Genomic DNA, 23,641 nt, shown 5'->3' on the forward strand with positions numbered 1-23,641 from the left:
ACATATATGAAAAAAAAGATATATTATATTGACTGTTAATGTGAATGAACATTCGATAAGTTGACAAACATCAACGTGAATCTAGAGGGTTAGACCCACATGGATGCATATCACTTAACATATTGATAAATAATTCTGCCAACCCCCCAACCTGGCACAACCTCAAAAATTGCAGGTATAATCCCCCCATTCTCCAACAAGTTCAGAAACGAAGATGACAAAACTTACCTTACAAGAGCAGATGCTGAAAGCAGGACTGGTAACCAGCAAAAAAATGGCCAAGATCCAGAGAACGGCTAAAAAATCGCGGGTTCAGGCGCGTGAGGCAAGAGAGGCCGTAGAAGAGAATAAAAAAGCACAGCTTGAGCGTGATAAGCAACTGAGCGAACAGCAAAAACAGGCTGCATTGTCTAAAGAGTATAAAGCTCAGGTAAAGCAGCTCATTGAAATGAACCGAATCGACATTTCAAAAGGCGATATTGGCTTCAACTTCACAGACAATAACGTAATTAAAAAGATAGAAGTGGATAAAACGACTCAGGCTCAGCTGATTAGCGGCCGTCTCGCCATTGCCCGCCTGGTTGTTGATAACAGCGGGGAGTGTGTATACGCGGTTATCCCTGCGAGCGTAGCCGATAAAATTGCACAGCGCGATGCGAACAGCATTGTAATAAATAATGCGCTTAGCCAGGAAGAGCTGGATGAAGAAGATCCGTATGCTGATTTTAAAGTGCCTGATGATTTGATGTGGTAATGAATGTTTGCAGATGATTGTGAATGAGAAGCCCTCAGGGCTTTTCATTCATGCTCAATCTTTAAGCGGCTCACGGAAGAATCTCTGTCCGTTTCAGTCAGATAAATAGGCATGTAGTTCGCAGAGTATACGCAGAAAACTACGTAGCGAATTCCCCGGCTCGTTTTTTAATCCACTCCCCAGGCATATTAGCCGAAAATAAAAAAACTTGAGGCCGAATACACATAGTCATTTCGGCATCTGACTCTCTGCGGATTTAACAACCCGGGCTGCCCCACAACATAGCATTATTCAATGTAGTTGCGATTTCCTTCAGGTGAGGGAATTATACCAGCACTACACAACTTCGCTTTGCCCGCAAAAAAAATCCACGCTAACGCGCGGATTTTTCCTTGATTGAGTAATGTTCAAATCATTCCGTATACAGCATTTTCAATCTGGCAATCTGCTGCGCCGTCACGCCCATCTGCTTCTCCAGATAATTCTCCACCGAGCCATACTCTTTTTCAATCTGCTTAAGTCCTGCCAGAATATACTCCGGTCGTGACTGCTGAATGGCTTTGAACCCTTTAATTGCCTGCGCGTCGTTATTAAACGCTTTACTCATATCCGCTAGTTCCTGACGATCAAACTCCTGACGATATTCATTGGTCAACAGATACTCGTTAACAATCGTCTCCTGCGGCACGCCCAGCGCGGCCAGGAACATAGCTGAGACATACCCCGTTCTGTCTTTTCCACCAGCACAATGCCAGAGCATCGCTTTCCCCTCTCCTTTTAGCGCCGTATCAAAAATTTGTTTCATCGAACGCTGGCTTTGCCCGGCATCAACCATAAAAATATTGGTATCGACATAAAAACTTTCGGCGCGCGGAGTACGCACAAACCGGAATATCGCGTCGTCTGTTTCCCAGGAAACGTCAGCATATGCCGGCGGCTCATCCGGAATTTGCGTATGATGATACGTCACGCCGTCTATTGCCGGGTCCGGCTTCTTCGCAATTTCCTCTATGCGGCGCAAATCAAACACATACCCCATATTCATGTGGCGCAAATAGCCATAGCCCTCCGCCTTGGCCTTATGCGGCGTATCGGCGCGATATAACAATCCCCATTTGGTATAGCGGCCATCCGCCGTTTTCAGCCCGCCCATATCGCGCAGGTTATCCATGCCTTTCACCGGCAGCTTGCGTTCCGCCAACGTCACCGTCTGTTGCCCCGCCGGCAACATAAATAACGTTCTGCGCTGTGGGTTAGGATCGTCTATCGTCACTTTACCGTCTTGCACGCTGACGTCCTGCGCCTTGCTGTTGCCGGTTTCCAGGTCCTGCCATTTTATCGTCACACTCCCGGCTTCCGGCATGCCCTGCCAGGTCAGCGTCAGACGATCGCCGTCACGGGTTATCAAGCCATGGGGATTAATCATTTGTTGATTTACGGCAGGTATGTCGGAAACCGCCGGCGCAGCATGCACACCGGTTAACGCCAGGGAGGAAAACAGAAACGCTGAGTAAATGAGTGACAACCTGCTTTTATTCATAAAATGTTCCTTGGGTTCATTTCAACAGATATCCGTTAATACGGCGAAAGACTAAGCAACCTGAATCTCAGGCATAGGCCGTCAATCACCATTATTTAATTTATAAAACCTGTGACAGATATAATTGTTTCATGCATTATCTAAAACAAATTACTCAGCGCTGTCTTCCCTTAATTTGCGCGATTTATTCCGTTATTTTGTTTTTCGGGCATTTACTTATAAATTTGTGACTCAGAAAACAATAAACCATCGCTGCGAACTTGCCATTCCGTATTAATCGGATATATCCAATGATAAAATGTCGCCATGATCACAATTTCACCCACCAATAAGATGAAAACAAAAAACAGTAATTATCCAATCAAATTATGGCAAGAAGAGATAATTAACTGGCGGTATATTTTAAAAACAATAATGACGCAGGACACAAGCGATGACAACTCATGATGCGACTAAGCTCTCCAGCAGCTATGTAAAAATCGGTATCAGGGAAAAGATAGGCTACGGTCTGGGTGATTTATCCTCGAACCTTTCCTTTGGCTTCGTCTCTCTCTTTTTGCTCTATTTCTACACCAATATCTATGGCATATCCGCCGCACAGGCGAGCCTGATCTTTGTGATCGCGCGCATTATCGATGCCGTATTCAATATCTTCATCGGTTACGTCGTGGACAAAACGCACAGCCGCCATGGGAAAGCCCGGCCCTGGTTATTGTATGGCGCAGTGCCGTTGGGCATTCTCACGGTGCTATGCTTTATTACCGTGAATAACGAACTGAAGTTCGTCTATGCCCTGGTATCCTACACGCTTTATTGCCTGGCCTATACCACCGTCAATACCCCCTACTCCGCGCTGACCAACCGCCTGACGCAGCATGAAGACTCACGCGCCTCGCTGTCGGTGTATCGCTTCACCTGCGCAATTCTCGGTTATCTGATCGTCTCAACCTGCGCAGACGTCCTCATTTCACGCTTTACCGACCAGCGCATGGGCTACGTTTTCGTCGTCTCCTGTTTCGCCCTGCTGGCAACCTTCTTGTTCCTCGCCTGTTTCGGCATGACGAAAGAACGCGTTGCCGTTGATAACGTACAGTCGCCGCCAACGCTGAAAGAAATGCTGAATGCCGTTATCAGCAATCCGCCGCTGATCAATCTTTCCATATTTACCGTCTTTTTCTATATCGCCTATACGGTCTGGATGGCCATCGCCATTTATTTCATCAAATACATTATTAAAGACGAAAACTTCACGGCACAATTTTTCGCCATTCAGTCGGCGGCTTATATTGCAGGAACCATCGTTTCCGAAAAGCTGATTGTTCTGATGGGCAAAAAAACTATCACGTTGCTGGCACTCGCGATTGGCATTTTGGGTCTGTTATTCCAGTACTTTATTGCCGGCGATAATATCTGGCTCATTATGACCGGCGTTTGCCTGTACAGCATCACGTTAGGGATCGGCTTCGTCACCATGTGGTCGATGATTGCCGATACGGTTGAATATGCCGAATGGAAACACGGCGTACGCGCCGAAGGCGCTATCTACGGATTCTTCAACTTTATTACCAAAATCGCGATGGCTATTGGCGGCGGCTGCGCCGGTCTGATGCTCGATTACTTCGACTACAGCTCCGACAACATCAGCACCAACGCCCTTGAAGGCATCAACATCATGATGACGCTGTTTCCGTGCTTAATGTTCGTATTGAGCGCTGTTTTTATTATTTTCTACACGCTGGACGAGAAAACCTACCGCAGCATCGTGCAAAAGATAGCCGCACGTACACCCCATCACACCGAGGCGCAGTAAGATGAGCAATGACTACCAGGCGATAATCGCCGCCATGACGGCAGAAGAAAAAGTCGCACTTTTGACGGGTAAAGGGCTGTGGCGCACGGCGGCATTTCCCCGGCACGGTATTGAAAGCATCGTCATGACTGACGGCACCTACGGCGTTCGCTACAGCACCGCCCAGATCGAACAGGGGGAAAACTGGAGCATCAACGATTTCCTCGCGGTAATAACGCAAAGCGCCGGCGACGCCTCTGATACCGGCACGACGGAAAAAGGCGGCAGCGAAGCGCTGTTCAGCCGCTCGGAACCGGCAACCTGTTTTCCCAACGGCTCCACGCTGGGCTGCAGTTGGGATATTGACCTGGTTTACCAGATGGGCCAGGCGCTGGGACGGGAATGTCAGGCGATGGGCGTCGGGATCTTGCTGGGGCCGGGGATTAACATCCGCCGCACCCCGCTTGCCGGGCGCGGCTATGAATACTATTCGGAAGATCCGGTCGTCAACGGCGATATCGCCGCGGCCATGATAAACGGCCTGCAGGATGAGGGCGTCGGCGCCAGCCTGAAACACTTCGCCTGCAATAACTCCGAATTCCGCCGCACGGAGATGGATTCCATCGTTGATGAGCGGGCTTTGCGTGAGATCTATCTCGCCGGATTCAAACGCACCATCGACAAATCCAACCCCTGGACGGTCATGTCCTCCTACAATCGCCTGAACGGCGTACAGACCTCTCAGGACCCTTTCCTGCTCACTCAGGTATTGCGTGAGGAATGGCATTACGACGGCCTGGTGATGTCGGACTGGTACGGCATTAAGGATCGCCCGGCCTCCCTGCTGGCGGGCAATGACTTAGCCATGCCTGAAACCCAGCGCGACCGGCAGGAACTGCTGGCGGCGGTTAACGACGGAAGCGTTCCCGCGGACGTGCTGGATCGCGCCTGCCTGCGCATGCTGAACCTGATTGGCAAAGTACAGCGCCATCGCCGGCCGGGCAGCCGCGCAGACTACGACGGCCATCATAAACTGGCTCAGCAGTTAGCGGCGGAATCGATTGTGTTGCTGAAAAACGAGGATGATCTGCTGCCGTTAACGGCGGGGAAAATTCACAACATCGCCGTATTGGGAAAACCGGCCCAGGAGCCGGTCATTCAGGGCTCAGGCTGCGCCACGACGGTTCCCTGGCTGCTCGACCGCCCGCTGGACGAGATCTTCGACGTCGCCGGCGAAGACTTCCGGATCACTTATGCCGTCGGCGCGCCTGACGATAACGTCACCACGCCGCAAACCCTGGCAGAAGCCGTGGATGTCGCACGGGCAGCGGACGTCGCAGTCATTTTTGTCAGCACGGCGATTGGTGAAGACGGTGAAAACGGCGATCGCCAGGACCTGAATATCCTGCCGTCACACGAGGCGCTAATCCGCGCCGTGGCTCAGATTCAGCCCAATATCGTCGTGGTGTTGGCGAACAGCGATGCGGTGGTCATGCCGTGGCTGCCCTGCTGCAAATCGGTGCTGGAAACCTTCTTCGCCGGGCAGGGGATGGGGAGAGCGGTGGCGGATATCCTGTTCGGCCACGTCAACCCAAGCGGCAAACTGACGGTCACCGTGCCCAATACGCTGGAAGAAACACCGGCCTGGCTGCATTATCCGGGCGAAAACCTGCGTCATCATTACGGCGAAGGTCTGTTCGTCGGTTATCGCTACTATGACAAGCGTAAAATGACGCCGCTGTTCCCCTTCGGTTTTGGTCTGAGCTATACCCGCTTTGACTATGCCAACCTGCGTATTGATACCCCGCGCTGGCTGCCCGGTACACCACTGACCGTAAGGGTGGACGTCACCAATACCGGAGCACGTGCGGGCAAGGAAATCGTACAGCTTTACCTTGCTCCGCCGTCAGGCGAACTGTTGCGGGAAACTCAGGCGCTCAAGGCGTTTGCCAAAGTCGCCCTGCAACCGGGAGAAACCCAAACCCTGGCGTTGACGCTCAGCTACCAGGATCTGGCCTGCTATCATCCGGCGCTGGGTTGCTGGGTTACCGAAGCCGGGCAATACGGCATCAAAATCGGCAAATCCTCGCGCGATATCGTTCTGCAAACGGAAATCGAGGTTCTGAGCGAACCGCACTACCCGCCGATCAGCCTGGATAACTCACTTCAGTTGCTGATCAAAAATCCGCCCGCCTTCGACCGGGTTGTCGCGCTGATCGCCGGTAAGAGCGGTCAGCCGAAAGCGGTGGTCAAAGAAAAGCTGATCGCGATCGCCCCTGATTTATTCTGTGGTTTGTTCATCGCGCTCACAGAGTTTCTGGCGCTGGATATCGATCGCGCGGAGTTATCCGCGGCCCTGAATAACTCATGATATAATCGCGGACTATCCCGGCAGCAGATAGTCCGCGCGGCGGAGTACAGCGTATGTTTCCCTTTTCGGTCACCAAAAAACTCAGCGCCCAGGCTCGCGAACAGCCCGGCTGTGAGTTGATTGCCTTCGACGCAGAAAAACTGAATGTCTTCGCCGCAGACGTGCATTACTGTGAACCCCACTGGCACCCGGCGCCCGAATTGATCCTCGTGCTGTCGGGGTCATTTTCTGTCAACGTGGGCCAGCGCTGCCATACGCCGCAAGCGGGAGACATTCTGTATATCAATGCGGAGGAAATACACTATCTGGAAGCAAGAATGCCCGGCAGCAGTCTGCTCACCGTTCAGTTTTCACCGGGCCTGTTCGACGAAACCCACCAGGCTCCCCATCTGAATTATTGCTGCACCCCGCGCCAAACGCCGCTATCCGCACAGGACGACACCGTATTCCAAACGCTGATAAATCTGATGGAATATCTGGTGCACGGAGAAACTTCTTTCCGGCGCATTTCCGCCATTTATTTGCTGCTCGATGCGCTGGAAAAAGCGGGCGACCCTGAACCGCGCGGGCAAATTTGCGCCCATGACAGCACATTAATTAAAAAGAGCATTGAGTACATTAACCTGCATTATGATGAGGATCTCTGCCTCAGCCAGCTTGCCGATCAGGCCGGCGTCAGTTATCACCATTTTTCCCGCCTTTTCAAGAAAGTCAGCAACCATAATTTCAAAGAGTATCTGACCCTGGTCAGAACCAATAAAGCCAAGCAGTTATTGAAGGATACACAGATCCCGATTACCGAAATCAGTCACATCTGCGGCTTCAGGGAACATAAACACCTTATCTTCGCCTTCAATAAATATTGCGGTATGACGCCAACGGAACTGCGTAAACGCTATATCAGTAATCTTAATCTGATCAGCCCCACGGTAAACGTAGCCGAAGATTTCCGCTGTTTACCGTTGAATAATGCATTACTGGACAAAATCCGCGTTCTGGCACGGCAAACAGTAAAAATGCGCGTCGGATAAATCGGCGCCGGAAACGTTTTTCACCGGTTACCGCCCTGTTGGATTCATTAGCGCGGCTGTCTGTGATACGTTACATTCTCTCTCTGCGGCAACGCAGCTATAACGCTTATTCTCTTTCACTCTTCACGGCCTTGCGCAATATGTTGACCTTAACCGCCACAGATTCCGCTTATCCCTTTATTCCGCAGAGTGAAGCCGGTTTTATTACCCAGTTACCTTCCCTGCGTTATTGCCAGGTCCTGTTCGATATCCGTCATTATCAGGACGCCTTATTTGAACGTTTTGCTATCCCTTTTCCGCCAACGCTGCACACCGCTGTGATTAAACGTCGCGCGGAATATCTCGCGGCGCGTTACGCGGCGCAAACGTTATTGCGCGCCGGCGGATGCCATACCGCACCGGGCCACGCGCCGGATCGCTCCCCGCTCTGGCCGTCCGGTTGGTGCGGCAGCCTTTCACATACAGACGGGCGCGCCATCGCGCTGGTCGCACCGCTGGCGTCCGGGTTAACGCCCGGCATTGATATTGAAATGTTCGCCCCGGAAACGATGCGGGAGACAGCCGGCATATTCACCCACGCAGACGAACAGGCGCTGCTCGCCGCCAGTGATATGGATTATGAAACCGCGCTCTTAATCGCGTTCTCGGCCAAGGAGAGTCTATTCAAAGCGCTCTACCCTGAGGTCGGGCATTTCTTTGGTTTTGACGCGGCCAGGGTGTGTAAGATAACGCGCTTCCCGCCGCGGATAACGCTGGAGCTGACCCAAACGCTCACGCCAGACCGCCCCAAAGGCAGCCGGATACCTGCCTGCTACGCGGTATTCGACAACCGGATCATGACCCTGATTGCCTGAGCCGGCGGCCAGGATGACAGCCTGCCCGCCGGACGAGCCATGAAAATGGCCTCGCAGTGAACACCATTTCATAGCCCCCAGCACGTCAGCAGCCCGTCATCAAACACGCTGCCCATCATCACCTGCCCGTCCAGCGGCGCCGCAACGCTGATCGCCGCCAGAGCCTGACCGTGGCTCTGATACAACATCTGCGCCCGTTCCATCTCCCCGTTTGGGCCGGGAACCAACCGCCAGACCAGCGACGGCGCCCGCGCCCGCGCATCTTCTTCATACCCGGCCAGCTTCAACAGCTGCGGATGCGCAGCCACCAGCAGCCTGCCGCCATCGGGCATGATATTGTCCACGCCGCGCAATCCGTCGATACGACCGAGCATAACGGGGTTCCCGCCGCCGGGGCGCCAGGCCCAGCTACTCACCGCGCCGCGGGTGGTTTCCGCCACATAAAACCGCGCCAGCCGGCGGTCAAAGTAAATTCCATTGGCGAAATGCAGCCCGTCCAGCAAGGGATGTACGCCGTTTTCATCCACCAGCAATACACCGGAAAACGGCAGGCGCAGATAGTCCTCGATACGCCCGGCCAAACCGGCCCCGGCGTGATCGCGCGTCATGAGCCAGCGCGACCGGTCAATCACGCTGATATCATTGATGTTCCTTCCCACATGGCGCGACATTCCCGGCTGATAAACCAGCCGCAGCGCGGCACGCTCAAAGCGGAAAACATCAATGCGATCGCCCCGTACCCGGTGGCTGACCACATAAACCCACGTCTCGCCGCCCTGCTGCCACACGTCGATGCCATGCGGAAAGAAATCCGCCGGATAGTCGCCGGGCAAACGCAGGGGAGCTTGCCCTTCCCGGACGAAATAGAGCGCGCCCGGCGGACCGGCGTGACGATCCATACTGCTGACCAGCGCGCCGCCTTCCCGCAGTGGCGCAATATCCTCCGCGCCGCTCACGCCGGGTATTTTCCGGCATTGCCGCACATTGATATCCCGGACCTGATAAAAGACGCCGGCATCAATCAGCAGATCAATCACAAACCCCAGCACTACGGCAACCAACGCAATAACCACGCGCGTTTTCATCATGCTTCCACGGCGGCCGGTGAGTAGAAGCGCTGGCCCGCGGCATGCACGCCGCGTTCAGCCAGCAGTGAAATCGCCGTCAGGTATTGCTCCAGCAGCGCTTCCGCATTCTCCTGCGTGAAATAGCGTTCTTGATAATCCAGTTCCACAGACAGTCCGTCAGGCATTTCCAGCACGTTTACCATCAGCGGGAATTCAACCGCGCTGGCGGGGAACAGCGCCAGGTTCGCCTGCCACTGGCGCATTTCCGCCAGCGGCGCATACGGCTCGATATTGAAGGTCGCCAGCAAGGGAAGCGGCGCCTGCCCGCCATGAAAGCAGCGCGACGGCAGCGCCGGTTCGTCGCGTCCGACCAGCACGGCCTGATGTACCACCGCCACAAATTCCGGCAATGAGGCGCAGGCCGCGCTGTCCAGGCACAACGGCATCAGGCTGACGCACTGGCCGACCAGACCTTCGCTGCCGGAAAAATCACGCCCGGCGTCCGGCACGGCGACGGGTAACAATGTGCCGCCGGTAAACTGTTCCAGCGTCAGGATAAACAGCGCGTTCAGCACAGCGAAGCGCGTGGCCCGCAACTCAGCGGAAACCTTGCGTAACTGGCCCGGCAGATCCGCGCAGGTCAGGCTTTGCTTCAGGCGTTTCCCCTGATACGGCGCCGTTTGCTTCACCACCGGCAAGTCGGCGGGAACGAACCGGCCGGGCGGGAAAGCAGCCAGCCGTCGCGCCGTCTCTGCGTCACTGGCCGTCTTTTCCGCATGGATAAAGCGCAAATAGCTCGGTGGTGGCGTCAGCTCCGGGCGCTGGCCTGCGGACAACGCGTCATAGAGATGCAGTAATTCGCGCAGCATCACCATAAACGACCAGCCGTCCGCCACGGCGTGATGGGCCGTGATAGCCAGCGTCGTTGTCTCCGCATCGCGAAACATTAGCAACCGTGCCGGCGGTGCTGCCGCCAGCGCAAAAGGCCGCGCGACGAACTCACTCAGGCAGGCCGCCGGATCGCCCGGTTCATCCGGCAGTTCAACCGCCGCCGCATCCGGCGACACCCACAGTTCCCCCGCATCATTGAACCGCATACGCAAAGACTCATGGCGTTCGCTCAACAACGTCCACGCCTGGCGCATCAGCGCGCCATCCACCCTGCGCGGCGTTTCGATAACGCCGCCGATGTTACCCGCGCGCAGTCCGCTCTCATCCTGGGCGGCCAGCCGTATGAAGCGCTGCTGGCGATCGGCGGCGGGAGACGGCGTGTTTATCCGTAATCCCTCCCCGCCGAAAAAACCGTCGGCGCGCATGGCGTTAACGCTCTCTTTGACCGCGCTGATCAGCCGTTCAATATCCTGTGCGGTATGCGCCGTGGAGAGGAAACAGTTGCGCCCTTCCCAGATAAAAATGCCGCGCAGCAACAGATGGTGGAACAGAATGTCGTAGTTGCCGCTGTATTTAAAACGGAACAGGCTGCCGGCAAAGACGATCTCTATCGGCGTGCCGGTGGCGGCAAACCAGATGTTGAGGTTCTGCGCCAGGTCATGGGTTTTCTGGTTGATATCGTCATACAGCGCAGGATGGCGCTTGATGTACTCAAGCACCGCCTTGCTGGCCGCCATCGTCAGCGGATGCTTGGAGAACGTGCCGGCAAAGAAAATCAGGTCGGCCTGCGGCCAGGAATCATCGCCGTATTGCCAGAAACCGCCGTCGATGCCGTCCATAAAGCGCGCCGAGCCGGCAATCACGCCAATCGGCATACCGCCGCCGACGATCTTGCCGTAAGAGGCGATATCCGCCTTCACGCCGTAATACGCCTGCGCGCCCCCGGCCGCCAGGCGAAAGCCGGTGATCACCTCATCAAACATCAGCGCGATATCGTTATCGGCCGTCAGCTTACGCAGCGCGTGCAGGTACTCCCACGGCTGATGATCCGGATAACGGCTTTGCACCGGCTCCACGATCACCGCCGCCAGTTGGCCGGCATAGCGGGCTATCTGCGCCAGGCTCTCTTCGCTGCCATAATCCAGCACCAGCAGATCTTCAACCAGCGACGGCGGCGTGCCTGGCGCAACCGGCGTCGCACGTTCGGGCATTTCGCCGCCCTGCTGGCGCCCCAGAATGCCGTCAAAAACGCCGTGGTAGGAACCGCTGAACAGCGCAACTTTGTTTTTTCCGGTCACCGCGCGCGCCAGGCGCACGGCGCTCATCACCGCTTCAGACCCTGAGTTGCAAAACGCCACGCGCTGCTGGCCTGTCAGTTCCGCAATCAGCGCCGCCACCTCACCGGCCAGCGCGCTCTGCGGCCCGATCTGCATCCCTTTCGCCAGCTGTTCCGCCACCGCGTGCTGCACGCATTCCGGCCCATGGCCGAGCAGGTTGGCGCCAAAGCCCATAGTAAAATCAATGTATTCGTTGCCGTCGGTATCCCAGATATAAGCGCCCTGCGAACGCTCGCCGACCAGCGGGTAAAGCATCTCTTTGGTGGACAAGCGGAAGCCGGCGGAAGCGCGGTTATCCGCCAGAACGGCGCGATACTGCTGCGTAAGGCGTTTAGAGCCGCCGGTTTTAGCCACGAAGTGATCGGTTAGCTGCGCCAGATGCCTGTCGCGTTCCGCGCCTGACGTGCTTTTTTTCGTCTCCTTTTTGAACCAGCTGTTATGCGCCCCGGCCTTTGCCGGTGCGGCGGCGGGTATCGTCTGGCGCGTTGCCTCTTGCAATGGCGCCTGCCCCGCTTCGCCGGTGGCCGGCAATGCCGGGACAGGCGGCAATTCTGCCGCACCGCCCAGCACGCGCAGTTGTTGCGACATCACGTCGAGCTGCCGCGCCATCAACGCCTGCAAGTCCCCCGTCGTGAGTTCGCCCACCGGAGGAAACACCGGAACCGCGGCGGGCCGGGCCTGCGGCTCCGCCGGCTCAGCGAACGCGTCGCCGCTCACCGGTTGCGCCTGTGTCGCCACATAATCGATCACCGCATCCAGCGTGTTTAACTCTTCAAACAACGCGCGAACCGGAATCGCGACGCCATAACGGTCTTTGATGGTATTGATCGCATCCAGCAAAACCAGGGAATCCGCCCCCATTTCCAGAAACGGCAGGCCGTCATCTAATGTTTCCGGCTCCGCGCTGAGATAACCTGCAATGATCGCTTTGATTTCAGCGCGTAACCGTTGTTGATTTGACATAGCGTCCTCACGTAGCGAAGTTGCCTGCGCTGGCGGTTCTTGCGCCAACCAGTAAGTTTTCCGGCAAAACTGAACCGCCGGCAGCGTCAAAGCCCCACGCCCCGCAGCGCGATAGAGTTTTTGCCAGTCAACGTCCTGCCCCTGCTGCCACACTGTGCCCAGCAACGTAATCAGCGATTTATACTCATGACGGTGATCAAATGCGGGCAGTACCTGCTGACTGCGCGCGATCGAGGCGACAAACTTGCCCAGCGAACTGTCGGCGCTCAGGTCGATAAAGGCGTAATCATCTTTCCCGGTCAGCGCCTGAATGCCCTGCAGGAAGCGCACCGGCTGGCGGATTTGCCGGCTCCAGTAGTCTGCATCGGTGCGCGGGCGCGACATGCCGTCGAGGTTGCTGTAAAACGGCAGAGTTCCATCGCTGAACGTGACGTTCTGCGCCAGCCAGTCGCGATAGGCGGGCAACATGGGGTCCATCAGGCGGGAGTGAAATGCGTGGGTTGTGTTGATCCGCCGCGCATGACCACCCTGCGCGGAGATGGCCTGCAAACACGCCTCAACGGCGTTCGCCCCGCCGGTAATCGTGGTCAGCGCCGGCGTATTAAAGGCGGCGATGTCGATATCCCCCTTCCAGGGCGCGATCGCCCGGCGCGTGGCCTCCCCGCCGCTGAACACCACGGCCATTGCGCCCTGCTGCGGCAGGTTGTCCATCAACAGAGCGCGCTGATGTACCATCGCCAGCCCGTCATCCAGCGTGACCTGGCCGGCCACGACGGCGGCGCAATATTCCCCCAGGCTGTGGCCGATGACCGCCGCCGGGCGCAGGCCCAGCGCCATCAGGCTCTCCGCCAGGGCATAGCTGCTGGCAAACAGCGTCAGCTGACACGTCCGGGCGCAGCGTTGCCAGTCGCCATTCTGTGCGTTCAGCACAGGGGTAATGTCAACGCGATAACGTTGCAGAACGAGGGCCGCCACCCGATCAAAACAAGCCCGGTAATGCGGCAAATCCTGATACAGCGCCGCCCCCATGCCGGTTTGCTGCGTGCCCTGGCCGGGGAACAGCCAAACCTGGGGCAACGGCTTTCCTGCCCTGAGCGGAGTGAGCTTCACCAGGCTCTGCGCCAGTTGCTGTGCGTCAGCGCCACAGGCCACGCCGCGGTAGCGCAAGTGATCGGCGCGGGTGTTGACCAGGCGGCACCAGGCCGGCACATCGCTCTCGTTCAGTGCGCACAGGCCATCGGCAATCGCGTTTCGCCGTGCGGTAAATGCCGATGCGTCGTGCGAACTCACCAGCAACAAAGCCTGCGGCAGCGCTTGTTCCGCCGCCGTCTGCGCTGCCGGGCAATCACGCAAAATCACATGCCCATTGGTGCCGCCAAAGCCAAAGCTGCTGACGCCGGCATAACGCGCCTGCGCCGCTGTCCATGAGCTTCCCCGTGCGCCCGTCACCGCGACCCGGCGGCTGATGGAGGCAATGTGCGGATTTTTTTGCTGATAATTCAGGTGGGGAACAAACCGCCGGTTGTAGAGCATCAGGGCGGTTTTCACCACGCCGAACACGCCAGCCGCCGCCTCAAGGTGGCCGATATTGGTTTTAATCGATCCCACCTGTACCGGCGACGGCTGACGCCTTTCGGCAAACACGGCCTCCAGCGCCTGATACTCAATCAAATCCCCCAGCGCCGTACCGGTGCCGTGCGCCTCGACATAATCAATCTGGTCGCTGCCGACGCCCGCTTCAGCCATCGCCCGGCCGATCACCGCCTGCTGAGACAGCCCGTTCGGCGCCGTAATGCCGTTGCTGCGCCCGTCCTGATTAATCGCGCTGCCAACCAGCGTGGCGTAGACGCGATCGCCGTCGGCCAACGCCTGCGCCAGCGGCTTGAGAATCACGATGCCGCAGCCTTCACCGCGCACATAGCCATCGGCGCGGGCGTCAAAGGTTTTGCACCGGCCATCGGGGGCCAGCATCTGGGCCTCGGTAAAGATTTTCTGCAAATGCGGCGTCAGCGCCAGATTCACGCCCCCGGCTATCGCCAGCGAGCAGCGCCCGGCGCGCAGGCTTTGCATCGCCCCGTCAATCGCCACCAGAGAAGATGAACAGGCGGTATCAACCGCCATGCTCGGCCCTTTGAGATCGTAAAGATACGAGATCCGGTTAGCGGCGATGCTGTGCGCGTTGCCCAGCCCGCTATAGGCGGAAACGGTGTCGCTGCAGGCCAGGCTGTAATCGCTGGAGCTGATGCCGACAAACACGGCGGCATCGCTTCCGCGCAGGGCCGACGCCTGAAGCCCGGCATCCGTCAGCGCCTGCTGCACCGTCTCAAGCAACAGCCGGTGCTGTGGATCGATATACACCGCCTCACGCGGCGAAATGCCGAAATACTCCGCGTCAAAGTCGCCGACGCGCTCAAAGAAGCTGCCTTTGCGGTTAAATCCGCTGAGCGCCGAATCCTGCCAGCGCTGCGGCGGAATATCGCCGGTCGTACGTTGCCCCTGCTGCAAAAGCGACCAGAGCGCCTCAACGCCGCTATACCCCGGCAGCGCCACCCCGATGCCAATAATGGCGATGGCGTTATCAGTCGCCACTGCGACAGGTTGCGTAACGGGCACCGCCGTCTGTAACAGGGCCGCCGCCAGTGCGTTGATGGTGGGATAATCGTAGATCAGCGAAGGCGACAGTTCCCGTTCCAGATGTTGCTCCAGCTCGCCAATCACGCCGACAGCCTGTAACGAGTTCAGGCCAAACGCGGTAAACGCCTCGTCCCACTGCTGCTCGCTGATCGTAATGTTGACGGCCTTACCGATAATCGCCGCGATATGCGCCGCCAATGCCGGCACGCTTTGCGGCATGTCGCCGGAGATGGGGGCGGGTTTGGGCACAACGGCCCGACTGCGCCACTGCGCGGCCAACCGATCCTGCTGATACAGCGTCCTGGCGCGGGTACGCTGCAATTTACCGCTGGTGGTGCGCGGAATGCCCCGGCGGGCGACCAGCAACAGATCGCCCAGCGTAATACCGTGCCGCTCCGCCACGGCGGCCATTATCCGCGCGGCCAGCGCATCCATCCCCGGGCTATTTTTATGACGTTCCGACAACTCCAGCAGAGCAACCGGTTGTTCTGCGTGCGCCATTCCGCAGGCAAAAACACACACCGTCGCCTCCGCCAGCGCGGCATCGGCCTGGCGGATCGTCTCTTCAATATCCGTCGGATAATGATTCTGACCATTGACGATCAGCACCTCTTTCATCCGCCCGGTAACGTACAACGCGTCCGCCTGCTGAAAACCCAGGTCGCCGCTGCGCAACCAGCCCCGCTCATCTCCCGCCAGCCGTGCCTGAAACGTAGCCTGCGTCGCCTCTGCATTATTCCAATATCCGGCCGCAATGCCCGGTCCGCGCAACCAGATCTCCCCCGTTTGCCCGCCGGAAAGCGGCCGCTGGGTGTCAGGATCCACGATGCAGACATCAGTACCCGGCAGCGCATGGCCGCAGCTCACCACCGCCGTCCCTTCGGCGACGGTAATGCCCTTTCCTTTCCCCGTTCCGGTAGCAATCAGCGTGGTTTCCGCCATACCGTAGCAGGGCAAAAATGCCTGCGAACGAAACCCCGCAGGGGCGAAGTGTTCGCTGAACCGGCGCAGCGTGGCGGGGCGAACCGGCTCCGCGCCGCAAAACGCCACGTCCCAGCATGAGAGATCCAACTCGCCGGCCTGCTGGCAACTGATTTTGCGCACACACAGGTCATAGGCGAAATTAGGGCCGCCGGACGTCGTCGCCCGGAATTCAGAAACCTGCCTCAGCCAGTTAAGCGGATTTTTCATCAACATCATGGGAGACATAACCCGGCAGGGAAACGCCCCGAACACCGGTTGCAACAGTCCGCCGATAAGCCCCATATCATGGAAGTGCGGCAGCCAGATCATGCCGCGGCTTTCGCGGTGATGGCCGAAGTAATGATAAATAGCCTGAGAATTGGCCCACAAGTTGCCATGAGTCACCATGACGCCTTTCGGCTCGCCGGTTGAACCCGAGGTGTATTGCAAAAAGGCCAGCGTGTCTTCCGCTGCCGCTTCCGGCGTAAAGTCCCCCGTAAAACCGGCGTCGGAATAATGTATGCGATAGCCGGCGGGCAGCGTAATTCCGCGTAATTGATCAAACGTGAAAATAAGCAAAGGCAGTGGGAAAGCGAGCTGGCTTAATGTTTCCGCCCCTTTGCCGGTCGTCACGATATATTCCGTTTGCGCATTACGCAAAACCCCGACAAACCGTTCCCAGGCATTTCCCGCCGCTTTTGCCGGCATCGGCACCGGAACGGCAACCCTTCCGGCATAAAGGCAGCCGAAAAAGGCGCCGATAAAATCTTCGCCGTCGGGGTAAAGCAAAATAACCCTGTCGCCCCGCTGCCCATATTGCCTGAGCGCCACGGCCAGCGCCGCTGCGCGCTGATGCAATTGCAGATAACTCTGTGTCTTTATTTCTTTCGCGCTGTGGATAAATTCAAATGCCGTCTTGTCAGTATGCTGAACCGCAAGCCCGGGCAATAGCTGGTTGAAAGAATGATATTTCCGGTTAACTAACTGATGAGACGGCATAATATCGGCTCTCATTCTCAGTTTAATCATAGAAAATTAAAACAGCGTGATATTATTTTCCGGCGCGGCCAGCCAGCAGATCGTGACAGAAATCATTCCAGACCTTCAGCCACAGATCCACGTGTTGCGTTATTTCGTCATAACGATCCTCGGTGATTGCCTGGCAGAATAAAATCCAGGCATCTTCGGAGTGCCCGTCCTCAATAGATTCACCGGTATCCGTTTCCACATGAATGCTGTGGTAGCCGGTCGTTACGTCAATATCGGTTGCCACACCCACGCTTTTTGCCCACGGCGTCGCAAAGTCATGGAATACCGTCTCCGCCACGGCCAACAGCCCGATCAACTGCGTATAATCGCCATAGGTATTTTCAAACGTTGCGCGGCAGGCGACCGAACTGGACATTGGCAGCCAGGCTTTAACTTCGCGCTCGCTCATGCCCAGTTGTTCCATGGTATTAAAGAACTGCACGTAATGCGCCAACGACGGCTGGCCGTTATAACCGCCATCGCTGCCGGTGCCCGGCTGAAAGCCCAGCTCATCAAGCAGGTTGAGCTGTAACAGAAAACGCGCGGCCATTTTCGCGCGCCCCCCCAGGCGCCTCTCCAGTTGCGTGGTTGAACGTAATGCCTCAATCACCGCATCGGTAAAAACCTGGGCGAATGCATGATAAAACTCCAGATGAAAGACTTTCATCTGATGAGCATCAAATTCCCCTCCGTTCATTTTAGAAAGAATAGGATTGCTCATCAGCGGATGCGATTCAATGCGATCAATAAGCCTCTTGGCGAACTGATAATTACGCCGATAATTTTCCTTTCCGATAGTCACAACAATAGCGTCTCTGCCGAGCTGACGGGCGCTCAGTAATTTTTCCATATTTTCCATGATCAGCCTCTCTTGTTAAGTTAAGACAACAAGTAATCGTCACAGGGCTGATACCCTGCCTGCAGCCATAACAACTAATGCAAACATTCCACAACTAAACGGAATCACCTGGGCATACTTAAACGGCAGATAAAAACAGGAGGCAATCAACAATACCGGAATGCCAACGGACAACACCATCATACAAATAGCCGCGTAATATTTATAAATATACGGCACCTGAAGATCATTAATACTCATGCCATACAACATTGAAATTAAAGGCAGCATAATAAAAGCAATATGCGCCAGCCTCAGCATCCTGCGGTTCAGATCGGTATAATTTTCATGTCCTTTCGGCGCGCGAAACGGGCCTTTAAATGCATACATGCCCATGAGTCCGCCCATCAGAATACCTACGACGATGCCGCTCCAGCCAAAGGTAATCAGCACCTCACCGAGATTAGTCACATTACCTCCCCAATTATTAACTCCATGTAAAAATAAGATGTTTACCGAAACATAAATACCCTGGTATGAAAAACGTTCTTTATTAAAGCCAGAGTGAAATCGTTATCCTCATTCACTTCCTGTTGCCCGAAAAGATAAATCATGTTTAGCACGCCGGCGCCGTAACGTAAGCGTTTATGTGTTGCCGCACCGGATGGTTACACCGCAGATAATCAGCAACGGCCTGTTCTCCGTATCGCTTATGCAACCGTTACGGCGAGTGAACCACGCCGGGGGCATTGTTGCCGCCTCCTCCTTTTGAGTTGATAAAGGCAATCTGCATCTTCCCTCTCATCACTATTTTTACAAAATATATACAGAATAGTTTACAAATTCATAACAATTGTTAATATGAAAATCCGGCCAAAATGCTGACTTTTTTGGCCAGCGCACTTCGGATTATATCTAACCTAATAATAAATCAGGGATTTTAATGGAATATGATGAATACAAAAATTGGGTTTGTACTGTGCGAACGCATGCTGAGTTCTGGTCTTAGCTTACCAATAGAAATGTGGAAAGCGGCGGCCAGCAGCTATTTGGCGGAACAAAGAACGCCTACCGGAAACGTTGAAAAATGCACTTTCAGGCAATGCAGACCCGAAAGTATCCTCACGGTAAAAACAATTGCATGCAATAAAAATCCGATCCCAACTCACAGCAGCTTTAGCATTACCGCCGACGCCACGTTAGAGGAAGAAAGCGACTATGATGTTATTTACCTGCCGGCATTATGGCGCAACCCGAGAGCGGTGATCCGCAAACATCACGACCTGCTGGAATGGCTGACAGAAAAGGCCGTCAGCGGAGCACGTATCGCCGCCGTCGGCACCGGATGCTGCTTTCTTGCCGAAGCCGGATTACTCAACGGCAAGCCTGCCACAACCCACTGGCATTATTTCAAACAATTTGCCCATGACTATCCCGACGTTAATTTGCAGGCAAAATATTTTATTACCCAGTCACAGAATATATTCTGTGCCGCCAGCGTTAAGGCGCTTTCTGACCTGACGATTCATTTTATTGAAACCATTTACGGTAAAAGCGTCGCCACCCACACACAGCGCACCTTTTTCCATGAAATCCGCAGCCATTTTGAGCGCCAATGCTACCAGGAAGAGAATACGCCTCATCCGGATGAAGATATTGTGCAGATCCAAACCTGGATAAAAGAAAATTACACCGCGGATATATCAATGCAGGCATTAGCAGACATGGCGGGCATGAGTTTGCGTAACTTCAGCCGGCGCTTTAAAAACGCGACCGATATGTCCCCCCTGCAATATTTGCTTACCGTCCGGGTCGAAGCGGCCATCACGATGCTGCAAACGACAAATCTGAGCATCCAGGAGATCGCCATCTTATCGGGTTATCAGGATATTTCACATTTCAATCGTCAGTTTAAGCTTAAAACAACGATATCGCCGGGGGATTACCGTAAAACGGTTCGGGCTAAACTGTTTTGTGCGTAATCAGAGTCAAGACAGGATGGAATATAGCAATTCAGCGTTAATCCCCGGTAATAGCCGTTCAGCTATCGAATCAGGTGATCGCCTGAGCGATCACCCCTAACGGTGCATGACTGCACCAGACCATTTGCCAGCCAGAATACCTTATTCGGCACCCGCCTTCCCGGGCACGTCATACCCGCTCTTAAGGCACCAGTCATTAAAGCCTTTCTCACTGAACCCCGGCAGTATCCCCTTATATTTATGCGGATCTGCACGATACAAAATATAAGGAATATACAAAAAAGCATCCGTTTCATAGTTCTCGCCAATTCTTTCCCATAAACCGGAGAAGAACTCTTGTACCAATGCAATATTCTCAACGATATACTCTTTGAACTCATCATAGGATAAGTCGCCGTAGCTCAAAATATAGTCTACATACTCGCCTAACCGATTCTCCGGTATCGGCAAGTCAGGCAACGTCTCTTCAAGCAGACGATAAAATGTAAAGGAGTTTATATTCTCATGGGTATTCAATGATGACTTGGCATTGTTTTCTTCATTCTTGCTCGACAGCTGAATATCCAGAAACTCACGATCGGCAATTTCAAACAACGCAGCTAACGAGTTAATCCGGCGTTCAAGATATTTAGGAATGGCTTTTTTATATTTGATTTTGTGATCCAATACGCTCCAGGCATCCTGAATAATCGTACGAACCTGTATTTCAAAGGGGAAGTCCGCATAGGCCTGATATTCACGCATCGATGCGCGCGGCTCGGCCATTTTCATGTCAAGATGCAGCCCCTTATAGCCAAATACATTGTCTTCTTCTTCCAGCAGTTTACTCTTGTCTGTTTTCTCCAGGAGGGTAAACTCTTTCTGTAAAATATCACCGACTTTATTAATATCAGACTCATACAGCATCACGATGCGCAGCCCGATTAAATCATTAATGTACTTACTGATTTCATACGGCGTTTGTTCATCTTCCAATACCTTTTGGTATTTGGCCGCGAACTTTTTGAGGCACTCATTCTTATCCTTCACCCTGCCGACAATGGAGTGAACTTCAAAACCCTCATCGGCCAGAATCGACGATATTATTGACAGAAAAGTGTTTTTTGCATTTTCGATATGCTGAATATTACCTTCATAAAACTTAATAAAATTGAGCCGTTCAGTGCGGAAATCTAAAGACGCCATTACTTTGATCATCCTTGCCTATGTTAATGCTGATAATGGCGCGTAGAATAGAAAAAGCCGTTAGTAAAAACTTGTCGCAATGTGCCAGACGATATATTCCGCGCAATATGCCTCATATCAATCAATCCCGCACATAAATGGACTGACACTATAGCAATTCATCTCTCATTAAGGATAGAATGCAATCCAAAAAAGCTGCGATAAGCCCACAGACGCCGCATCACTTATTACCCATATATATCAATACATTACGACCAGAATCACGATTACCTTCCCTCTGACCGCCCCTAAACGAGTAAACTTAACCTAAACATCTCGAGCTTACTCATCCCAAACGAGGAAACACCTCACCATGAACAGAATCAACTTAATTTGCCTCGGCGTGAGGAACATTCAAAAATCCCTGGCCTTCTATAAAAGCATCGGCTTTCAAACCTTCGAAAAGGCCGAGGCTCCGCCCATCGTCTTTTTCAATAACCAGGGCTCCAAACTGGAGCTATACCCTCTCGACGCCCTTGCCAGGGACATCGACGCCGATAACCCGCCACCGTTGTCGCCGGGAGGCTTTAGCGGCATTACCCTTGCCTGCAACATGAAATCGACCGAAGAGGTTGATGCGCTGATGGAAACCGTAAAACGTCACGGCGGCATTATTGCCAAGCAGCCGCAAAAGGTTTTCTGGGGCGGATACAGCGGTTATTTTCAGGATCCCGACGGCTATTACTGGGAAGTGGCGTATGGCGCATCCTGGAAGTTCGACGACAATGACATGCTGATTATTGAAGATAACAACCGTTGAAAATAACAACAGTTGAAGAAAGCGACCGTTAAAGAACACGGCTGATGAAAAAGAAAACCGGCGATAGTCGCCGGTTTTCTCTTCACTATTCCCGCTCAGCGTTCATCCTGCCATAGCAACGCCGGTTCGCCATCGTCCACGCGATAAACAGCCGAAACGTCCTGATTCAGGAAGGAACGAAACGCCTCATCGCCGTCCAGGGTAAATGCCACCGCAACACCGCATTCCGCCGTCAGCCTGCGCGGCGCATCAATAACCCGGAAAGCCACGTCCCGCGCCGCCAGCGCTTTCTTTAGCTTGATCGCGCCAAGCGAGGTATGAAACAGGAACAGATAACCCGGCGTCATTGTTGCTCCGCATCCTCAGCGCCCAACGCCTTGCGGGCCATCACCGTGTACACGCCGCCAATCACCAGCAACAGCGCAATGCCGAGAATAACGAAAAGCTTACCGCCGTCCGTCGGGCCTGCAGGGCTGGAGGCCAACGCGAAGTTATGCGCCGCCGCCGCGCCAACCAGCATGCCCAGTACGCTGATAGCGGCGTCAGAACTGCCCTGCCCGGCGCTGATCAACTGACGCAGCGGGCAACCGGTAATAAATACGCCGCACAGCCCGACCAGCGCCATCGACAGGAAATTCCACACGCCGTCGGAATGGGCGATTGGCTGATTATCAAACCCTAAAGTGAACTTACCGAAACAGAGATTCCCGGCGGCCACCAGCAGCGTTAATACCAGCACGCCAATCGCCATGTTGTAATTGCGCGACAGGAACACGTTTTTCGCCATGCCGATAAAGCAAAAACGGGTGCGCTGAACGATAACGCCGATAATCAGCCCGGCCACGATCGACATCCACACCGGCGCATGGCTGGCGCCCGGCCCTTTCTCACTCGCGCGGAAGATCCCGCTGTCCCAAAGAAACAGCGCCAGCAGCACGATGCAGATCGCCGGGAAAAGCGCGCCTTCAAACGCGCTTTGCCGGTAATTACGCGGCAATGAGAATCCTTTTTTCAGGAATAAACTGCCAACGCCGATACCGGCGACCAGCCCCACCAGCCCGATAAGCGCATTCAAATCCCCGGCGCCCAGGCGTAATACCATACGCAGCGGGCACCCCAGAAAAACCAGGCATCCCAGCATCATAAAAAAGCCCAGCGTAAAGCGGATCAACGGCGCCGATCCGGCCTTCGCCTTAAACTCCCGGAACAGCAGCGCCGCGGCGAAAGCGCCGATGACGAAGCCGACAATTTCCGGTCTGAAATATTGTACGGTAGGCGTACTGTGCAGGTTCAGGCTTCCCGCGCTGTCGCGAATAAAGCAGGCGACGCACACCCCCATGTTGGGCGGGTTTCCGGCAAGACCTAACGTCAGGGCAATTGCGCCGATAATGGCGCCACAGAGAGCCAGGATCCAGGCTTTAGACATGATTTACTTTCCTTTTCAACGGGATAAAATCCCTACTAATAGACCTATTAAGTGTCGGGTATTCTATAGCGCGTATTCCGTCAATTCTATGAAGGGCACGACGAATATCGTTTTATTTCCCTGAGCACAAAGCACTCCTGTTCCTAAAGTACGTAATTTTTGCCCTATTCCCCTGATTCTTCCCCCGG

15 protein-coding genes are annotated in these 23,641 nt (G+C 54.7%); 7 read left to right on the top strand and 8 right to left on the bottom strand.

All coding sequences use genetic code 11. The annotated features are described in order from the left end of the window. The first annotated feature begins 214 nt into the window (after positions 1-214). Positions 215-754 carry a DUF2058 domain-containing protein gene (locus C8D90_RS04325; RefSeq protein ID WP_115457142.1) on the top strand — a complete coding sequence of 180 codons (540 nt, stop codon included), beginning with the start codon at positions 215-217 and terminating at the stop codon, positions 752-754. A 412-nt stretch (positions 755-1,166) separates the two neighbouring features. Here C8D90_RS04325 and C8D90_RS04330 read toward each other — a convergent pair whose 3' ends face one another. Further along, positions 1,167-2,294 carry a tyrosine-protein phosphatase gene (locus tag C8D90_RS04330; protein WP_115457143.1) on the bottom strand — a complete coding sequence of 376 codons (1,128 nt, stop codon included), beginning with the start codon at positions 2,292-2,294 and terminating at the stop codon, positions 1,167-1,169. Positions 2,295-2,727: 433 nt separating this feature from the next. Here C8D90_RS04330 and C8D90_RS04335 point away from each other — a divergent pair, with 433 nt between their 5' ends. The 4 genes from C8D90_RS04335 (at position 2,728) to C8D90_RS04350 (ending at position 8,339) form a co-directional block, all read left to right on the top strand. Next, on the top strand, positions 2,728-4,104 hold the full coding sequence (locus C8D90_RS04335; protein WP_115457144.1) for an MFS transporter: 1,377 nt from the start codon (positions 2,728-2,730) through the stop codon (positions 4,102-4,104). A gap of 1 nt (position 4,105) precedes the next feature. Continuing rightward, positions 4,106-6,454, top strand: a complete 2,349-nt coding sequence (locus C8D90_RS04340) for a beta-glucosidase family protein (protein ID WP_115457145.1) — start codon at positions 4,106-4,108, stop codon at positions 6,452-6,454. 53 nt (positions 6,455-6,507) lie between these two features. After that, on the top strand, positions 6,508-7,485 hold the full coding sequence (locus C8D90_RS04345; RefSeq protein ID WP_115457146.1) for an AraC family transcriptional regulator: 978 nt from the start codon (positions 6,508-6,510) through the stop codon (positions 7,483-7,485). Between the two features lie 140 nt (positions 7,486-7,625). Further along, a complete protein-coding gene (locus C8D90_RS04350) occupies positions 7,626-8,339 on the top strand; it encodes a 4'-phosphopantetheinyl transferase family protein (protein ID WP_115457147.1) in 714 nt (237 codons plus the stop codon). 68 nt (positions 8,340-8,407) lie between these two features. On the opposite strand, the gene C8D90_RS04355 is transcribed toward C8D90_RS04350, so the two are convergent. Genes C8D90_RS04355 through C8D90_RS04370 form a run of 4 tightly spaced genes read right to left on the bottom strand, consistent with a single transcriptional unit; the run spans position 8,408 to position 18,532 of the window. Beyond that, the gene (locus C8D90_RS04355) at positions 8,408-9,427 is read right to left on the bottom strand and encodes an arylesterase (protein WP_230472942.1); all 1,020 of its coding nucleotides are present in this window, start codon (positions 9,425-9,427) and stop codon (positions 8,408-8,410) included. After that, positions 9,424-17,193, bottom strand: a complete 7,770-nt coding sequence (locus tag C8D90_RS04360; RefSeq protein WP_115457279.1) for a type I polyketide synthase — start codon at positions 17,191-17,193, stop codon at positions 9,424-9,426. The genes C8D90_RS04355 and C8D90_RS04360 overlap by 4 nt, the downstream gene beginning before the upstream one ends. Before the next feature lie 52 nt (positions 17,194-17,245). After that, positions 17,246-18,073 carry a hypothetical protein gene (locus tag C8D90_RS04365; protein WP_115457280.1) on the bottom strand — a complete coding sequence of 276 codons (828 nt, stop codon included), beginning with the start codon at positions 18,071-18,073 and terminating at the stop codon, positions 17,246-17,248. A gap of 48 nt (positions 18,074-18,121) precedes the next feature. Next, on the bottom strand, positions 18,122-18,532 hold the full coding sequence (locus tag C8D90_RS04370; RefSeq protein ID WP_115457149.1) for a hypothetical protein: 411 nt from the start codon (positions 18,530-18,532) through the stop codon (positions 18,122-18,124). Between the two features lie 479 nt (positions 18,533-19,011). Here C8D90_RS04370 and C8D90_RS04375 point away from each other — a divergent pair, with 479 nt between their 5' ends. Then, positions 19,012-20,043 carry a GlxA family transcriptional regulator gene (locus C8D90_RS04375; RefSeq protein WP_230472943.1) on the top strand — a complete coding sequence of 344 codons (1,032 nt, stop codon included), beginning with the start codon at positions 19,012-19,014 and terminating at the stop codon, positions 20,041-20,043. A gap of 141 nt (positions 20,044-20,184) precedes the next feature. Here the strand turns inward: C8D90_RS04375 and C8D90_RS04380 are convergent, their stop codons facing one another. Then, on the bottom strand, positions 20,185-21,228 hold the full coding sequence (locus C8D90_RS04380) for a GTP pyrophosphokinase (RefSeq protein ID WP_162844353.1): 1,044 nt from the start codon (positions 21,226-21,228) through the stop codon (positions 20,185-20,187). A 352-nt stretch (positions 21,229-21,580) separates the two neighbouring features. Between C8D90_RS04380 and C8D90_RS04385 the strand changes: the two genes are divergently transcribed. Further along, positions 21,581-22,027 (top strand): VOC family protein, encoded by a 447-nt coding sequence (locus C8D90_RS04385; RefSeq protein WP_115457152.1) that lies wholly within the window; start codon positions 21,581-21,583, stop codon positions 22,025-22,027. 95 nt (positions 22,028-22,122) lie between these two features. Here the strand turns inward: C8D90_RS04385 and C8D90_RS04390 are convergent, their stop codons facing one another. Then, positions 22,123-22,374: a DUF3343 domain-containing protein gene (locus tag C8D90_RS04390; RefSeq protein WP_115457153.1), complete on the bottom strand. Its 252-nt coding sequence runs from the start codon at positions 22,372-22,374 to the stop codon at positions 22,123-22,125. After that, positions 22,371-23,453 carry a YedE family putative selenium transporter gene (yedE, locus tag C8D90_RS04395; RefSeq protein WP_115457154.1) on the bottom strand — a complete coding sequence of 361 codons (1,083 nt, stop codon included), beginning with the start codon at positions 23,451-23,453 and terminating at the stop codon, positions 22,371-22,373. Before yedE ends, C8D90_RS04390 begins: the two co-directional genes overlap by 4 nt. Positions 23,454-23,641: the final 188 nt, after the last annotated feature.

The sequence above is a fragment of the Enterobacillus tribolii genome, from assembly GCF_003363015.1.
Taxonomy (GTDB): Bacteria; Pseudomonadota; Gammaproteobacteria; order Enterobacterales; family Enterobacteriaceae; genus Enterobacillus; species Enterobacillus tribolii.

What these genes read in the sequence shown, in the direction of transcription:
- C8D90_RS04325 (WP_115457142.1), top strand. Translation starts at nt 215, where the DNA reads ATGACAAAACTTACCTTACAAGAGCAGATGCTGAAAGCAGGACTGGTA.
- C8D90_RS04330 (WP_115457143.1), bottom strand. Translation starts at nt 2,294, where the DNA reads ATGAATAAAAGCAGGTTGTCACTCATTTACTCAGCGTTTCTGTTTTCC.
- C8D90_RS04335 (WP_115457144.1), top strand. Translation starts at nt 2,728, where the DNA reads ATGACAACTCATGATGCGACTAAGCTCTCCAGCAGCTATGTAAAAATC.
- C8D90_RS04340 (WP_115457145.1), top strand. Translation starts at nt 4,106, where the DNA reads ATGAGCAATGACTACCAGGCGATAATCGCCGCCATGACGGCAGAAGAA.
- C8D90_RS04345 (WP_115457146.1), top strand. Translation starts at nt 6,508, where the DNA reads ATGTTTCCCTTTTCGGTCACCAAAAAACTCAGCGCCCAGGCTCGCGAA.
- C8D90_RS04350 (WP_115457147.1), top strand. Translation starts at nt 7,626, where the DNA reads ATGTTGACCTTAACCGCCACAGATTCCGCTTATCCCTTTATTCCGCAG.
- C8D90_RS04355 (WP_230472942.1), bottom strand. Translation starts at nt 9,427, where the DNA reads ATGATGAAAACGCGCGTGGTTATTGCGTTGGTTGCCGTAGTGCTGGGG.
- C8D90_RS04360 (WP_115457279.1), bottom strand. Translation starts at nt 17,193, where the DNA reads ATGCCGTCTCATCAGTTAGTTAACCGGAAATATCATTCTTTCAACCAG.
- C8D90_RS04365 (WP_115457280.1), bottom strand. Translation starts at nt 18,073, where the DNA reads ATGGAAAAATTACTGAGCGCCCGTCAGCTCGGCAGAGACGCTATTGTT.
- C8D90_RS04375 (WP_230472943.1), top strand. Translation starts at nt 19,012, where the DNA reads ATGATGAATACAAAAATTGGGTTTGTACTGTGCGAACGCATGCTGAGT.
- C8D90_RS04380 (WP_162844353.1), bottom strand. Translation starts at nt 21,228, where the DNA reads ATGGCGTCTTTAGATTTCCGCACTGAACGGCTCAATTTTATTAAGTTT.
- C8D90_RS04385 (WP_115457152.1), top strand. Translation starts at nt 21,581, where the DNA reads ATGAACAGAATCAACTTAATTTGCCTCGGCGTGAGGAACATTCAAAAA.
- C8D90_RS04390 (WP_115457153.1), bottom strand. Translation starts at nt 22,374, where the DNA reads ATGACGCCGGGTTATCTGTTCCTGTTTCATACCTCGCTTGGCGCGATC.
- yedE (WP_115457154.1), bottom strand. Translation starts at nt 23,453, where the DNA reads ATGTCTAAAGCCTGGATCCTGGCTCTCTGTGGCGCCATTATCGGCGCA.